At 41.4% G+C, this 15,111-nt stretch carries 16 protein-coding genes; 8 read left to right on the top strand and 8 right to left on the bottom strand.

Annotated elements, in window-relative coordinates; translation table 11 throughout:
* The coding region (locus F8S12_RS11935; RefSeq protein WP_196516487.1) for a sensor histidine kinase at positions 1-665 on the top strand (665 nt) is incomplete at its 5' end.
* Between the two features lie 63 nt (positions 666-728).
* Positions 729-2,531, top strand: coding sequence for a PAS domain-containing sensor histidine kinase (locus F8S12_RS11930; RefSeq protein WP_442946798.1), 1,803 nt, complete (start codon positions 729-731; stop codon positions 2,529-2,531).
* Positions 2,532-2,557: 26 nt separating this feature from the next.
* On the opposite strand, the gene queA is transcribed toward F8S12_RS11930, so the two are convergent.
* The gene (gene queA / locus F8S12_RS11925) at positions 2,558-3,742 is read right to left on the bottom strand and encodes a tRNA preQ1(34) S-adenosylmethionine ribosyltransferase-isomerase QueA (RefSeq protein ID WP_196516491.1); all 1,185 of its coding nucleotides are present in this window, start codon (positions 3,740-3,742) and stop codon (positions 2,558-2,560) included.
* 245 nt (positions 3,743-3,987) lie between these two features.
* Between queA and F8S12_RS11920 the strand changes: the two genes are divergently transcribed.
* Entirely contained in the window at positions 3,988-4,377 is a 390-nt protein-coding gene (locus tag F8S12_RS11920; RefSeq protein WP_069068139.1) for a hypothetical protein, read from the top strand.
* A gap of 72 nt (positions 4,378-4,449) precedes the next feature.
* Here F8S12_RS11920 and F8S12_RS11915 read toward each other — a convergent pair whose 3' ends face one another.
* On the bottom strand, positions 4,450-5,061 hold the full coding sequence (locus tag F8S12_RS11915) for a YraN family protein (RefSeq protein ID WP_196516486.1): 612 nt from the start codon (positions 5,059-5,061) through the stop codon (positions 4,450-4,452).
* 23 nt (positions 5,062-5,084) lie between these two features.
* Between F8S12_RS11915 and F8S12_RS11910 the strand changes: the two genes are divergently transcribed.
* Positions 5,085-5,681: a pentapeptide repeat-containing protein gene (locus tag F8S12_RS11910; RefSeq protein ID WP_196516490.1), complete on the top strand. Its 597-nt coding sequence runs from the start codon at positions 5,085-5,087 to the stop codon at positions 5,679-5,681.
* A 27-nt stretch (positions 5,682-5,708) separates the two neighbouring features.
* Complete coding sequence (locus tag F8S12_RS11905) at positions 5,709-5,882, top strand: hypothetical protein (RefSeq protein ID WP_196516493.1); 174 nt, start codon at positions 5,709-5,711, stop codon at positions 5,880-5,882.
* Here F8S12_RS11905 and F8S12_RS11900 read toward each other — a convergent pair.
* The gene (locus tag F8S12_RS11900; protein ID WP_196516485.1) at positions 5,879-6,073 is read right to left on the bottom strand and encodes a hypothetical protein; all 195 of its coding nucleotides are present in this window, start codon (positions 6,071-6,073) and stop codon (positions 5,879-5,881) included. The two genes, F8S12_RS11905 and F8S12_RS11900, sit on opposite strands and share 4 nt — an antisense overlap.
* A gap of 190 nt (positions 6,074-6,263) precedes the next feature.
* Here F8S12_RS11900 and F8S12_RS11895 point away from each other — a divergent pair, with 190 nt between their 5' ends.
* Complete coding sequence (locus tag F8S12_RS11895) at positions 6,264-8,837, top strand: DEAD/DEAH box helicase (protein ID WP_196516484.1); 2,574 nt, start codon at positions 6,264-6,266, stop codon at positions 8,835-8,837.
* 241 nt (positions 8,838-9,078) lie between these two features.
* On the opposite strand, the gene F8S12_RS11890 is transcribed toward F8S12_RS11895, so the two are convergent.
* From F8S12_RS11890 to F8S12_RS11870, 5 genes are all read right to left on the bottom strand, one after another.
* Positions 9,079-9,396, bottom strand: a complete 318-nt coding sequence (locus tag F8S12_RS11890) for a helix-turn-helix domain-containing protein (protein WP_196516483.1) — start codon at positions 9,394-9,396, stop codon at positions 9,079-9,081.
* Positions 9,368-9,763 (bottom strand): type II toxin-antitoxin system RelE/ParE family toxin, encoded by a 396-nt coding sequence (locus tag F8S12_RS11885; RefSeq protein ID WP_196516482.1) that lies wholly within the window; start codon positions 9,761-9,763, stop codon positions 9,368-9,370. The genes F8S12_RS11890 and F8S12_RS11885 overlap by 29 nt, the downstream gene beginning before the upstream one ends.
* Before the next feature lie 335 nt (positions 9,764-10,098).
* A complete protein-coding gene (locus F8S12_RS11880; RefSeq protein WP_196516481.1) occupies positions 10,099-10,512 on the bottom strand; it encodes a putative toxin-antitoxin system toxin component, PIN family in 414 nt (137 codons plus the stop codon).
* A complete protein-coding gene (locus tag F8S12_RS11875) occupies positions 10,502-10,750 on the bottom strand; it encodes a hypothetical protein (protein ID WP_196516480.1) in 249 nt (82 codons plus the stop codon). Before F8S12_RS11875 ends, F8S12_RS11880 begins: the two co-directional genes overlap by 11 nt.
* Before the next feature lie 57 nt (positions 10,751-10,807).
* Entirely contained in the window at positions 10,808-12,631 is a 1,824-nt protein-coding gene (locus tag F8S12_RS11870) for an N-acetylmuramoyl-L-alanine amidase (RefSeq protein ID WP_196516479.1), read from the bottom strand.
* A gap of 84 nt (positions 12,632-12,715) precedes the next feature.
* On the opposite strand from F8S12_RS11870, the gene F8S12_RS11865 reads away from it, so the two are divergent.
* Positions 12,716-14,353, top strand: coding sequence for a CTP synthase (locus F8S12_RS11865; protein WP_196516478.1), 1,638 nt, complete (start codon positions 12,716-12,718; stop codon positions 14,351-14,353).
* A gap of 125 nt (positions 14,354-14,478) precedes the next feature.
* Positions 14,479-14,901, top strand: a complete 423-nt coding sequence (locus F8S12_RS11860; RefSeq protein ID WP_196516477.1) for a hypothetical protein — start codon at positions 14,479-14,481, stop codon at positions 14,899-14,901.
* Positions 14,902-15,111 lie beyond the last annotated feature (210 nt).

Raw genomic sequence — 15,111 nt, 5'->3', positions numbered from 1 at the left:
GGGAGCAGGGGAGCAGGGGAGAAGAATTAATACCCAATGCCCCATGCCCAATGCCCAATCCCCAATCCCCAATTCCAGTATCTCGCTCGATAATCGAGCGAATGATTCAAGGCAATGATCGCCAACTGACGATGATTAACTCATTGCTAGAAATCAATTCCTGTGAAAAACAGGGGATTGATATCAAGCTCGAGCTTGGGCAATTTAGCACCCTACTGTCAGGAATATTCGCCCAGTTGGAACCCATGCTGATCCAAAACCAAGCAACTTTGAAAAACTTGGTTCCCGCAGATTTACCGTTAGTAATGGCAGATGCAAATCTGTTGCAGAAAGTTTTGGCAAATTTAGTAACACATAGCTTGCAAAATAATCCACCAGGATTAAACTTTATCTTGAGTGCCACCGTTGAGGCAGGAATGATTCGCACTCAAATTCAAGATGACGGTGTAACGATGAGTAAACTAGAGTGCGATCGCCTTTTCGATCTCCATGTACGTGACCCCCAAGACTGTTGTTCTACAAGCGTTGGCTTAAAAATGTATCTTTGTCGGAAAGTTATTAAGGCACATGGTGGCGAAATCGGTGTTTTTACTAACCGTAAGCGTGGGTTAACTTTCTGGTTTACATTGCCTCTGGCAACTTCATCCGCAACAAATCGCCCATAAATCACCAAAAAGTGAGAGGGTGTTATTTATGGCAATGTTGAGTAAGGGAAACACCCTCAAAGTATGAGCAAAGTTGCTCGGATGCTAATGGCTACTCCATTTACAACAGTGCAAAGGTGGTGGAGAAAAACCTTTTCTGCACCAACAACAGATGAAATAACTACTTTTTACAAAGCTTGGCGCAATCGCTTTTTGTGGCAGAGATTGCGTTTATGGTTATGGCTGGCACTGATCTGTCTGTTGTCTTTTACTTTGCGAGACATTTACGACTTTTTTTTCTCTTTAAAAGAGTTGGAAAGGCTGCCAGAAGTACTTAGAGTTAAAAGCCTTGTAATCAATATTGCAATGCTTTTGAGTATAATTATCTGTTTTGCCCTACATAAAACTAAATTAGGTCGCGATCGTCCAGATTTATTATTTTTGTGGTCTTCTTGGTCAATTAGTCTAGTATCGCAGTTGTTAGCAACCATCAAAGGTTTCGCACTACCCGACACCATCGGCTGGTCACTGCTGTTTTTGAGCCAAGCCGTATTAATGCCAGTTTCCTGGATTCTGCATTTGTTGTCTCAAGTGGGTGTGCTAGCTTACTATTTTGGTGTGAATACAGTCCTTGGGCTAAAAATACCAGTCCCCGAATACCCAGGAATATATAATATAACGTTTATTTTATACATTTTTTGGTTTTGTGCTATATGTGACATCGGCGTTTATCTGTACGATCGCCTGCAACGCTCTGAGTTTTACGCCCGTCAAGAACTTGAATCTGCCTACCAAAAACTCAAGGTGGCAGAAGCTAAATATCGCAGCATTTTTGAAAATGCTGTTGAAGGTATTTTTCAAAGCAGTCCCAATGGACGTTATATTACAGCAAATCCTGCTTTAGCACGCATTTATGGCTACTCCTTAGCAGAGGAGGTGACAGCAAATTTCACTGATATTGAACATCAACTGTATGTTGATCCGAACCGCCGGGCAGAATTTGTGCGCCTGATGGAAAAGCATGGTAGCGTTTCGGAATTCGAGTCTCAAATTTATCGTCGAGACGGAAGTATTGTCTGGATTTCGGAAAAAGCCTACGCAATCCATGACGAACAGGGAAAACTGCTTTACTACGAAGGTTTGATTGAAGACATTACCCAGCGCAAACAAACTGAAGAAGAATTACGAGTATTTTTCCATGCAGTTTCCCACGACTTACGCAACCCAGTGCTGGGTACTTTAATGGTGCTGAAAAATTTGCTTTCACGTCCAGAGGAAAATATTTCGATTTCACGCTCAATTTTAGAGCGGATGATTCAAAGTAGCGATCGCCAACTTAATTTAATTAATTCGTTGATGGAAGCTCGTATCAACGACGTACAAGGTGTAGTTTTGCAACACCAATCCGTACAATTACTGACAGTTGTCGAAGCGGCGATCGCAGATTTAGAGCCATTGCTGGCAAAAAATCGAGCAACCTTGAAAAATCTGGTATCTGCAGATTTGCCACTAGTAAATGCCGATACGACGCAACTATGGCGAGTTTTTTCTAACTTAATTGTCAATGCTCTTAAACATAATCCCCCGGAATTGCTCTTGACAATTAATGCTACCCGTAAGGATGACAAAATTTATTGTACTGTTAGTGATAATGGCGTGGGAATTAGTCAACAACAAAGCGATCGGCTTTTTGACCTTTACTTCCGGGGTACTAGTATCCGCAATTCTGTAAGTTTGGGATTGGGGTTGTATCTGTGTAAGCAAATCATCAATGCTCACGGCGGTGAAATTGGTGTGAAAAGTGCAGTGGATGCAGGGGCAACTTTTTGGTTTACATTGCCAGTTATATCACCATACAGTTCAGATAAGCCCAAAACCCTAATGTAAAGACGCGATTTATCGCGTCTCTGCTACTAACTCCTAACTCCTACAACTTCCGGTAAAATTAGCATGGCATCGCCGAAGGAATAAAAGCGATACCCTGAAGCGATCGCTTCGTTGTATATATTCAATAACCTTTGTCTACCAATTAGCGCGCTTACCAACATCAGCAAACTAGAACGCGGCAGGTGAAAATTGGTAATCAAACCATCAACCAGTCGCCATTGGTAGCCGGGATAAATAAATAGGTTTATCTTACCGCAAAATGGTTGCAAATTTCCAGATTGAGCCGCCGCTTCTAAAGCACGTACTACCGTTGTTCCCACAGCAATAATCCGACCACCGGCTGCTTTAGTAGCACGGATTTGCTCTACTGTGGCGGCGGAAATTTCAATCCATTCTTCATGCATTTGATGGGTAGTTACGTCCTCCACTTCCACAGGGCGAAAAGTCCCCACACCAACGTGTAGCGTCACAAAAGCTTGATTAATCCCGCGATCGCGTAACTTTTGTAATAATTCTGGGGTAAAGTGTAATCCTGCGGTAGGAGCTGCGATCGCTCCTGGCTGTTGAGCATAAACTGTCTGATACTGTTCATCAGCAGCAGACGAGGCAGTGATGTACGGTGGTAGCGGTACTTCACCAAATACCTCTAACAGTTGCACCAAAGACATTCCCTCTGGTACATCAAATTGCAACAAACGCCCCCCTGTTGCTGCATCTGTTTCTAGAACCGTAGCCATAAGTTGAAGACTCTTTACTGGGTAAGTATCTGCACAATCCTCAATTCCCAATTGCCTTGCTTCAAAAATAATCTTCGCTCCCTGTTTGAAGCGTTTTCCTGGTTTAACCAAAGCTAACCAACAATTATATTGCCGCTCTTCCAACAGCAACACCTCGATTTGGGCACCAGTGGATTTATTCCCATAAAGCCGTGCTGGAATAACTTTTGTATTGTTCATAACTAATAAATCACCAGAGCCAAGCAGTGCAGGCAAATCATGGAAAATGTGGTGCAGGGGTGCTGTTTGGCTGCCTGTAGTGGGAGAATTAACCACCAGTAACCGCGAACTATCTCTAGGAACTGCTGGGTTTTGAGCAATGAGTTCTGGAGGTAGTTCGTAGTCATACCCAGATACCGAACAATCTAATTCAAAATCTTTTGTTTGTGTGCCAGAGGTGTCGTTCAAATTAGTCTGTACTAGTTTTTGCTTTATTTAGTATTTATACTCTCTTAAAAAAGCTGGTTTGTAGCTTTTCCTTCTGAAACATCCTTTAAGCCATAAGGACTCAATTTCATCGCTAGGCTATAAGATTGATAATATTAGGTAACACGGACAATTAACATAAAAATTGGGTAAACCTCCCCACTAAAAACGGGGGATTTTACCCTACCGGGAACAGGCATTGATTGACGAATATAGATATATAGGATTGGCTTTGATCCCAAGCACCAACAAACATGGAATACTTGTATTATCTGGCAAATGCCAGTCTGACTCTGAGGGTTGTTCAACACCTCCACGCTAGACCCCAGACACCTGTTTCGTTCGTCACCGTAATTCATCAAATTGATGGCTGGGTGGTTAGGATCAAACTCAGAGGTCAAGTCTCGCCTCAAGAAGATGGCGACTTCCGCGCTTTTCTAAACGAATTAGGAATTAGCTATGAGCCGCCAATGAGGGTGCAAATGGCACTTTGGAGTTTAGAAGCCGGACAGTGCCCTGTGGACGTGATGCGTCGCTATCAGGTAGCTATAGTTTCTCACGGTAGCCCAGAGAGAGACGAAATTGAGGCGTTCCGGCAACAGTTTGTCCGAGGCTTAGGGTACTGTCCAGAAACTTTGGCATGACACTATATTGGTTGTAACGCTACTACAAAATTATTGGTCATTGGTAATACAAGGTATTTTATCTATTACTGATTAACCATTATCAATTGAAGAGTCGAAAGCTGTAGGAATATATTCTTGCAGCTTAAACTTGTATCCGGCTACTGATGAAGTAGCTAAAGCTTCCTGGTTTGCCGTAGCTTCAGTCATGATTTTTGATATCCTTTGACAGTAGACAATAGCAACATCAAACCGGCAAGAATAATCTGCCTTCTCAGGATACTGGGCTAAGAATATTCCAGCTGTACGGCAGATTTTTGCTTGCTTTTGTAGGGTGATTGCGCTTCTTCCCCCTGCATCCCAACTACCTGAACTACGGGTTTTGACTTCCACAAATGCCAGTAATGAGTGCTGAGTGGTGAGTGCTGTTAGCGGTAGTGGGGCGTTTAGCCCGTGCTGAGTATTGAGTCCTAAGTCCTGTGTGCTGAGTAAGAAGTTCTCCCCCTGCTCCCCTGCTCCCCTGCTCCTCTGCTCCCCTGCTTCCCCTTCTCCTCCATCATATTGGGCAATAATATCAATTTCTCCCCAGCGACAAGAAAAGCGACGATGCAGAATTATCCAACCTGTAGATTGTAACCATTCAGCTACAAGGTCTTCTCCTAAATGACCAATATCTGGATAATGAGATGGAGGAAGGTTAGCCATTTACTAAAAATATCATGAATTACATGAATTCTAAGGTAAGCGATGCCTGCGGCGGGCTACGCCTACGCACAACGGTTTCTACATTCAACTCATCCCATAGTGAGTTGAAGTTGGAACGTAAAACAGACCATTGGATTTGGGCAAGCATATTCAGTTTATTCCTGTGGGCAATAGTTGGCATCACCGCAATAGTCGGTTTTGCTCCAACAGCTTTGGCACTCGAATACAATAAAGAAATTTTGGTCGAGGCTGATTTCTCAGGACGTGATTTAACAGACTCCAGCTTTACCAAAGCCAATCTTCGCCAGAGCAACTTTAGCCATGCTAATTTGCGTGGTGTTAGTTTCTTTGCGGCAAATTTGGAATCTGCGAATTTGGAGGCAGCTGACTTGACAAATGCGACTCTAGACTCAGCTCGTTTAATCAAAGCAAATCTAACAAATGCACTTTTGGAGGGTGCCTTTGCTGCTAACGCCAGATTTGATGGTGCAGTCATTGACGGGGCAGATTTTACCGATACGCTGCTGCGTTCCGATGAGCAAAAAAAATTGTGCAAACTTGCCAAAGGAACCAATCCAATTACAGGAAGAGATACGCGTGACACGTTGTTTTGTCTCTAAAATTTGCTATAAACACTGAATGAAAATATGAGTGAAACACTTGCTGATATTGCAATATCACCCCCGTTTCCCGATCATACTCAACTGCCGGAGTCTGATGGTACTTTTGTGTTCGCGGAGCGTGCCGGAGGCAAAAATTTTCAAGAGCATACCCAAAGCATCATTTTGACAGACTCAATTGCTCAAGTAGACTTAAACTAGCTTTTCTGTGGAAGGCAAATGAGCGATCGCACCTTTGTAGAGCAGAAGCTACAGAGGTTAGAGAGCAATGCTTGGTTATTTAGTAGGTAGGAGAGCGATCGCGCCAAAGCAGCAGAAGAGAAAAATGCTTTGAAAAACCCGAAAATAAGAAATTCCCGCACAAAATCTTTTACTTTAGTTACCGCAGGCAAACCATATCAATGGTTTTGAGAGCCATTATCTAGCACCATTCTTCCTCGGTCGAGGTTTATTAAATTTCTTAATGTACAATTTTCCCGATTCGGCACGGTGATACCTTACACAAAATTGTGGGAATTATAAGTTTGAAATACAAATTGTATTCATCCACAAAAACTTGCGTTCCAAAAAAAGAGAATATTTATGGAGTATAAAGAGTATGAATCGTTCAATCTTGAGCAACTGAGAAAAAAAGATACTCACTTTTCCCCTAAGCCTCCCTTTCAGCATCAAGTCGAGGCGTTTAAAAAACTCAGTAGTACATTTAAGCTTGACAGTAAAGAACCGAGAAGTGGACTATTAGTACTTCCTACAGGTGCAGGTAAAACATTTACGGCTGTTAAGTGGTCGTGTGACCATGTAATACCTAAAAATATTAAAATCCTTTGGTTAGCTCCTTCGTTTTATCTACTGGATCAAGCATTCTCTACTTTTCGTGAAAATGCCAGGAATATTTCACATTCTAAAAAAACATTGAATATTAGGCGCGTTTCCAGCAATCCTTCTCATGCCAAAGCATCATCTATCAAAATAACCGATGATATTGTCATTATGACAATCCAAACAGCTATCAGTAATTTACACCCTGATGCTCTAGACGGTTTGGGTAATAAGGCTGAAACAGCTTTTAGAAAATTTATTGAGGATTCTAAAGAAACAGGACTTTTTGTAATAGTTGATGAAGCTCACCATTCACCAGCTTATGGTTGCAGAAATTTATTGATTGGTGAAAAAGGACTTCGAGTGTTAGTACCTAATTCAAACATACTCGGTTTAACAGCTACACCAACTTATACAGATAAGGCTAAGAGAGGTTGGCTATGGAAAATATTTACAGATGGAGATAATGGAGTTATTTATCAAGCTGATAAAGAAACTTTAATAACACAATGTATTTTAGCTAGACCTAATTACATTGAAGTGTCAACTGGCATAGACATGGAAGTTGATGATAAATTATACGACCGATTAGTTAAGCAACATAAAGACCTTCCTGAATCAATTATCGAAATTCTTGCAGATAATAAACATAGAAACAATTTTATTGTAAACAGTTATGTGTCTAAAAAAGATACTAAAGATACTTATGGTAAAACTATTATCTTTGCTGATCGTTGGTTTCAATGTGAATACATAAAGAATAAACTTGTTGAAAAAGGCATTAAAGCAGATGCCATTTATTCGCATATAGATGCTGATCCAGGTTCGGCAGATGCAAGAAATAAACGTAAAGAAGATGACAATAAAAGAATTTTAGATGATTTCAAAAGTAATAAGCTTGATGTTTTAATCAATGTAAGAATGTTAACAGAAGGGGTTGATGTTCCCAATGTTCAAACTGTATTTATTACTCGCCAAACAACAAGCTCAATTCTAATGACTCAAATGATTGGTAGAGCTTTACGTGGGGAAAAAGCAGGAGGGAGCAGTGAGGCAAATATTGTTTTATTCTTCGATGACTGGAAACGTTTAATTGATTGGGTTAACCCAGAAGATGGCAATACTGAACCTGATCCTGTAAAGCCTGAAAAAGGAGAACATTATCCACTGGAATATATATCAATTCGTCTAATCGAAGAATTATCCAAGTCAATTGAGAATGATGGAGTTTATCAAATAGAATACAAGAAAATATTTCCTATTGGATGGTATAAAACTGAAATTGTATATGCTGACTCTGATAATAACAATGATTCAATGGAAGCATTTACTGAATTTGTCATGGTCTACGAACATACGCAATCCAAGTTTGAGGCTTTTATTAGCTCTATTACTGACCCAAAGTTACTAAAGTTACTAGATGAATGGTCTAAAGAGTATCTTAATGATGAATGGATGCAGCCTAAAGTTAAAGAATGGATAGATAAGTATTTTGACGATGAAACTGATGACATTGGCAGAAGACTTAGTTCAGATTTAATTAAGATTGTTCGTCACATCGCTCAAGATAATCTACATTCTACACCTCCGTATCACTCCTTTGAAGAAAAAGAAATCTATGACTTAGATAAAATTGCTCATGAGCTAATTAATTTTTCAAATCCACAACTAAACAACTATGTCAAGCAAGAGTTTTCAAAAGCTGGAATGTTGTGGGAAACTTTCTATAAAACACCAAATCGTCTTCTAATAGCCCTTCAGTTGGTTATCAATAAGATAATTACTGATGGGGATGGTAGTAAAGCACCTACATCTACATCTACATCTCCACCTAAGAGAAACAACAGAGTACGGGAACTTATAGAAGGAGAAAAAGAAAAAGTAAAAATGCGAGACGGTTATGCTTGCCTATGTTGTGGAGTCAATACCGAAGGTAAATTACACATCGACCATATTAAACCGTTTTCTATGGGTGGGGAAACATCTGTAGAAAACTCACAAACTCTGTGTGTTATTTGCAATAGATGTAAAGGCAAGAATGAAATTGATTTTCGGTGTAAGATAACAAAATTGAGTAATCCCAAAAACCTGGATTTATCATTTAGAACAGAAAGTCAACATTCTATAAGGACTCTAACAAGAATAGTTAATTTATTTTACCATTGCAAAGCAGTTGACAAAATAGAATGGGACAGATCCACTCGCGGGTATAGTATATATTTACACCCCGGCAATAATTGTAAATGGTTACTTAAACATAAAGTGGAACTTCTCAAATATGTTCAAGATAAGCTTGGTCGTCAGGTTTACAACATTGAAGTTACAACAATTGAATAAATTTAGCGAAAGGAGCGATCGCTAATCTCAGTCAAGCAATTCTGAACTAATTTGGTTCAAAACGTTGCCAAGTACTAGCAAATTTGAGCAAATCTTGACCTGTATAACCTCGTCGGATAATATATTGAGAGCGATCGCCACGTTGTTTGATTTCAGCGATCTTAGCAGCAAAATCTTCAGGTGGTTGTGCATTGAGCAGAGACTAGCTAAAAAATAGCGATCGCACTCCACCAACGCCCCCTTAATCAATCAAGCTATTCAATCCCCGTTTTTTAACTAGGTGCAACAGCTTAAGAGCGGTGCCACTGGGACGCTTCTGACCGATTTCCCACTTTTGAACCGTTGATAGACTTGTATTCAAAATCGCAGCAAATACTGCTTGACTAACATGAGATGATTCGCGTATTTGCTTAATTTGATTAGGTTCTAGCGGTTCAATCCCAGACAAGCACAGACTGTCGAATTCACGCAATGTAGTCTGATCCATCAGTCCAGCCTTGTGCAGTCCAGTAGCCGTTTCGTGAACGGCTTCAAGAATCGCTGATTTCTTCTTCGGCATTGCAAATTACCTCCATCAATTCATCTTCCAGCTTGGCTTTTTCGAGATCCTCTAGCGTGTAAGATAACAGCACCGATGCCAGCTTTTTTAATGCTTCTTCTTCTTTTTTATTAATGTTGCTGCGCTCGTTTTTCGGGAAGCCAAAAACAAAAAACCAGCGATCGCCCTTGTTAGTGGCGACTAGGGTACGAAAGCCACCACGTTTACCTTGTCCAGAGCGGGCAATCCGCTTTTTGAACAGTCCGCCGCCTAGATCGGCTTCGTAAAGTCCTGCCGTCATTTCGTTTACAGCCGCGCAGAGGCTAAGGTCGTTTAAACCCTCTTTGCGTGCCCAACGGTCAAACCATCGGGTTTTGTAGATTATCATGCTATGGTCATTACCTTCGCTTATTATATAGCACTTGGTGCTATGATTGGCAAGCTCAATATCCTGATAGGTTTTGATAGATTAAAACTCAAAAAGCTTGAACAAAGACTGATCAAAACATTGAGCAGGAACTAGCTAAAAAATAGCGATGGCTATGCCTCGCTGGAGGCGAGCGCACTCCACCAAGTACAACGAGTATGGGAAAATGACACGATAATTTCATGCGATGCCTACGGTGGTCACTGAACTTGTTGAAGTGCGGTAAACTACGCGCTTTCCCATAACACAAGATGTTTGTGCGTCGTGTTTGTCGGATGTAGAGTAACTCTTGCTACTTATTTGCTTGCTAAAAATTCTTGAACATTCAGAATCTCAATGCCCCTCCAGGGGTTTAGCACTAGCAAATCATCATCTCCGGTAACAATACACTCTGCTTGACCACTGAGTGCTAATTCCAAATATTTGTTATCTTTTAGGTCTCGGCATTCATTAATCTGCTCAGTCACGTCAATAAACTGAGAGTTTTCTGTTAAATTTTCTAGAAATTCTTGCCGCCTTTCTTTAGTGAAATACCTATCAAATTTGGGACGATATAAAACCTCTTCTAACTCCGATAAGACAGAATTTGATAATACGATAACGCCAATAACAGTAGCTTGATCTAATGCTTGACGTGGCTTGCTTTGACTAAACAAAAATGCACTAATTAGCACATTAGTATCAAAAACGAACCGTCGATTATTTATCATTATTCAAAATCGATTTTAAGATTTCAGGCGTTAATCCTCGCTCTTGTGCTTCAAGACTAGCTTTATCCATCGTGTTTCTCAAACGTGCAATGGCCTCAAGTCTTTTCGTTGTAAATTGAGACTGCATAATTGCCGCAATCTTAAGTTGCAATTGTTCCCGTTCTTCTTCAGTGGCATTGCGGTATGCCTCTGCTACCTCAGAGGGAACTTTGATAGTAATTTCTTCTTTAATAATCATGACCTATCGCACTCCACCAAATACAATGAGGGTACAACTATTGTTGTACCCCCAAATTTATCTCACGCTTCTAACCCACTCAGTAATCCCCTGAGCGATCGCATCAGCCATTTTCTTTTGTTCTGCTGGGTTCACTACCTGCTCAAATTCATCGGGATTGCTCATAAAACCCAATTCCAGCAACACCGATGGCGCAGCCTCAGGACGTGTCAGGGCCAGGTTATCCCAAAACACACCATAAGAAGGTTTGCCAAGTTTTTTGACTACATACGTCTGCAAAAATATTGCCAGGCTGTGAGCTTGGGGATGATACCAAAAAGCGCCGAATCCCTTGGTTTTTTCGGCATCGCCATTATCGGGTAGAGAGTTGTGATGTATGGAAAGAGCGATCGCAGGTTCTTCTTGATTGATAATTGCCTGACGTTCCACTAGGGAAACTTCGCGATCGTCCTCCCGCGTCATTACCACCGTTGCTCCTCGCTTCACTAACTCGCTGCGTAGCAACTTAGATATTACCAAATTCACATCTTTCTCTAAATATCCAGTTGGGCCACTGGCACCAGATTCTTTACCGCCATGCCCTGGATCTAGTACAATCTTAAAATTAGCTAAAGGCTTGAGTTCTGTGTTCCCGATTTTAGGCGGATGACGCAAACTCAAAACCAGGGTTGTACCGTCGTATCGCAGCTTATATCCCCACTGTTGAGCTTTTTTGAGGTTAAGGGTGTATTTTACTTGTCCTGGAGCCACCTGTTGCCAGTCTAGGCGAGAAATTAGGGGGTTATCATCCAGGCGAATAATGTCTGTTTGGGCAGTGGTATTGTAGAGAGTGAGAGTGATCGCTTGCTCACTTTGTTGTAAGCTCACAGGTACGGCAACTTGCAAGGGGAAAACTATCTCTGTGGTAGTAGGGAGTTGACGGTATCCAACACTGCGAATTATTGTCTGTGGGGGAATTGCACCAGGTAGAATGCGGGTTTCTTTACTATTAATCCAAGCGCCATAATCCAGGCGCAACCATTCACCTTCCCTACCCGTAACAGTTGCGCGTGTGCCTTTGGGCAGTGGTGTGAGTCGAGAATAATCGGTACTCGCGCCAGTACGTGCTACACCTGCGTCTGCTGTTACCTCAACAACTGGTAACTGCGTGGGTGAGAGAATTTGAATTTTGCCAGAGCCGGGTTGAGTTATCGTCTTTCCATTGAGTGTCAGTTTAAACTGAGGTTGTCCCAAATCTACTTCTTGACTTGAGTCTCGAACAACAGCACCAGAGATGATGTTGTTGCCGTAAATTAGACTTAAGGAATTAGGTTGTTGCAATTTAGTGCAACCCTCATACTTTCCTCCGCTAGACTGGATACTAAGCTGATTTTGCCCAGTCAGAGCTGCCAAATTACTTGGTAGTTGTGCCTGTCGGGGTTGCGGTAAAAGAGTAATAGTTTGATTAGCCAACTTAACAGATACACTGGCATTAAGGGGTGCGATCGCCCCAAAACAAACAAGTTCTCCCGGTAGTCTGGCAATGTCAACTGCGGGAGTGAGGGAATCTTTAGCAAAAGCTAATCCCTGTGGTAGCTCAGGGCTAGTTGTAAGCCTTGTCACCTTAATCTGGAGTTCTTGATTGAAGTGACGCACAGTAAAAAGATTCTCCCCCAACTGCAAGGGGAAACTTGGGGAAAAATGACCAGCTTTGCTGCGGGTAATTGGCTTACCATTGATCAAAACCTGACCATTTAGTGGTGCACTGCCAAGAAAGAAAATTTTTTCAGCGCTTGTCTGGTAGTTTGTCTGGGGAAAAACGACTACAAGAGACGGCTTTGCCAAGGCTACAGAGGAGGTGAGAATACAACCTAATATTACTAATCCTAAAAAATTTTTCACAGCAAATTACAAAAGATTTCACCACAACGACTGTGGCACAATGACGGAGTGTATTTTTAGAAGTTGTTAGAAATTAAAACTACTATGACTAAGTTTATCTTTGTTACTGGAGGCGTAGTTTCCAGTATTGGTAAGGGCATTGTAGCAGCAAGTCTAGGGCGTTTGCTCAAATCGCGCGAATATTCCGTGTCGATTCTCAAACTCGACCCTTATATCAATATCGATCCTGGCACAATGAGTCCCTTTCAGCATGGGGAAGTATTTGTTACCCAGGATGGTGCGGAAACAGATTTAGACTTGGGACACTACGAACGCTTTACCGATACCTCAATGTCGCGATTGAACTGCGTTACTACTGGCTCGATTTACCAGGCAGTCATCAATAAAGAGCGGCGTGGAGACTACAATGGCGGCACAGTACAAGTTATTCCCCATATTACCAATGAAATAAAAGACAGGATTCTGCGAGTTGCTAAAAGTACAAATCCCTCTGTAGTAATTACAGAAATCGGCGGTACGGTGGGAGATATTGAATCACTGCCGTTTTTGGAAGCAATTCGCCAGTTCCGCAAAGAAGTGGGACGGCAGAATGTATTGTATATGCACGTAACGCTGGTACCGTGGATTGCCTCTGCGGGTGAGATGAAAACTAAACCGACACAGCATTCAGTTAAAGAACTGAGATCCATTGGCATTCAACCAGATATTTTAGTTTGTCGGAGCGATCGCCCCCTACCCAAAGGATTAAAGCAGAAATTATCGGGATTTTGCGATGTGCCAGAAGAATGCGTCATCACCTCCCAAGATGCCAAAAGTATCTATGAAGTACCGCTAAATCTGGAATGGGAAGGAATGGCAGAACAAGTGCTGAAGTTACTGCAAATGGAACAACGCAAACCAGATTTGACGCAGTGGAAAACTTTGGTAAAACAGTTACATAGTCCCAAGCACGAGGTAGAAATTGCCATCGTTGGTAAATATGTGCAGTTAAGTGATGCTTATCTATCTGTAGTGGAAGCACTAAACCATGCTGCAATTTCCACTTATGGCAAACTGCGCCTACGTTGGGTGAACTCAGAAGATTTAGAAACTGAACCAGCCGAAACTCATCTTAAAGGTGTCGATGGCGTGGTTGTACCGGGAGGTTTTGGTGTTCGGGGGGTAGATGGCAAAATTGCTGCAATTAAATACGCGCGCGATCGCCAAATCCCCTTCTTAGGTTTATGCCTGGGAATGCAATGTGCCGTGATTGAATGGGCAAGGCACGTAAGGGGATTAACAGATGCCAATAGTGCTGAATTTGACGCTCATACAACTAATCCGGTAATTAATTTATTACCAGAACAGGAGGATGTGGTCGATTTAGGGGGTACAATGCGCTTGGGACTATATCCTTGTCGCGTTCTCCCTGATACTTTAGCTTCCAAGCTTTATCAAGAAGATGTGATTTATGAACGACATCGGCATCGGTATGAGTTCAACAATGCTTACCGCGATCTGTTGTTAAAATCTGGCTATGTGATTAGCGGCACTTCTCCCGATGGACGCTTAGTTGAAATTGTAGAATTACCCAAGCACCCATTCTTTCTTGCTTGCCAATTTCATCCAGAATTTCAATCGCGCCCCAGTACTTCTCACCCCTTATTTAAAGGGTTCATTCAAGCGGCGATCGCTCTTTCTCTCTCGACATCGGGTGCACCAACACCATTAGAGGTGTCATAACAATTCATAATTCAAAATTAATTTTTTAGATTTTGAATTGGTACATAGCAACATTAACTTAAGGCTTCAGTAGATTTGGACATACAGGGTGCATCATTCATAAATTTCGGACTTGAGGAGATGTTGTGGCGTACTGGGTGAAAATCCTTTACGAGAGGAAAGAATATGTAGTAAATTTTGAACGTATCCATGCTTTTTGTTATGAACGGAACGGCAGAGTTACTTTTTGGTTACCCGATAGTGCTATTCCAATAATTATTAATCCGCAAAATAATATTGAAGATTATCAAAAGGTTCTCGATTATTTAGAATGCGTTACAGGGTTGGAATTGGATCATGCCCACTGGGTGAAAATAATTTACGAAAAAAATGAATATGTAATTAATCTCAACTGCATCAGTTCCTTTTGTCATGAACCGAATAGCAGGATAACTTTTTGGTTACCAGATGGCACTATACCTATTATTATCAACCCCGTGAGTAATCCCGAATCCTATGAAAAAATTGCGAACTACGTTAAGAAGGCAACTGGATATTCTTTATCTTGAAATTCTTGTTTAGCAGAAAAAGTTAAAAAACAGATTTATTGAATCATCTTTTGTGTAGAGTTATCTAAAAAGAAAATTGTAACTTTAATGGTAAGGTGCTGATTCCAAAATCGCATATAGCTCACCGCCATTCGTCAAAAATTTGTTTTATCCGCTCAATTGCGGTGTCTGCTGCTTGCTCTGGAGATATACTATTGACAATTATTCGAT

Origin of the sequence: Nostoc sp. WHI (assembly GCF_015714725.1) — a bacterium.
Taxonomy (GTDB): Bacteria; Cyanobacteriota; Cyanobacteriia; order Cyanobacteriales; family Nostocaceae; genus Nostoc.
This window is presented reverse-complemented; position numbering and strand designations above follow the sequence as displayed.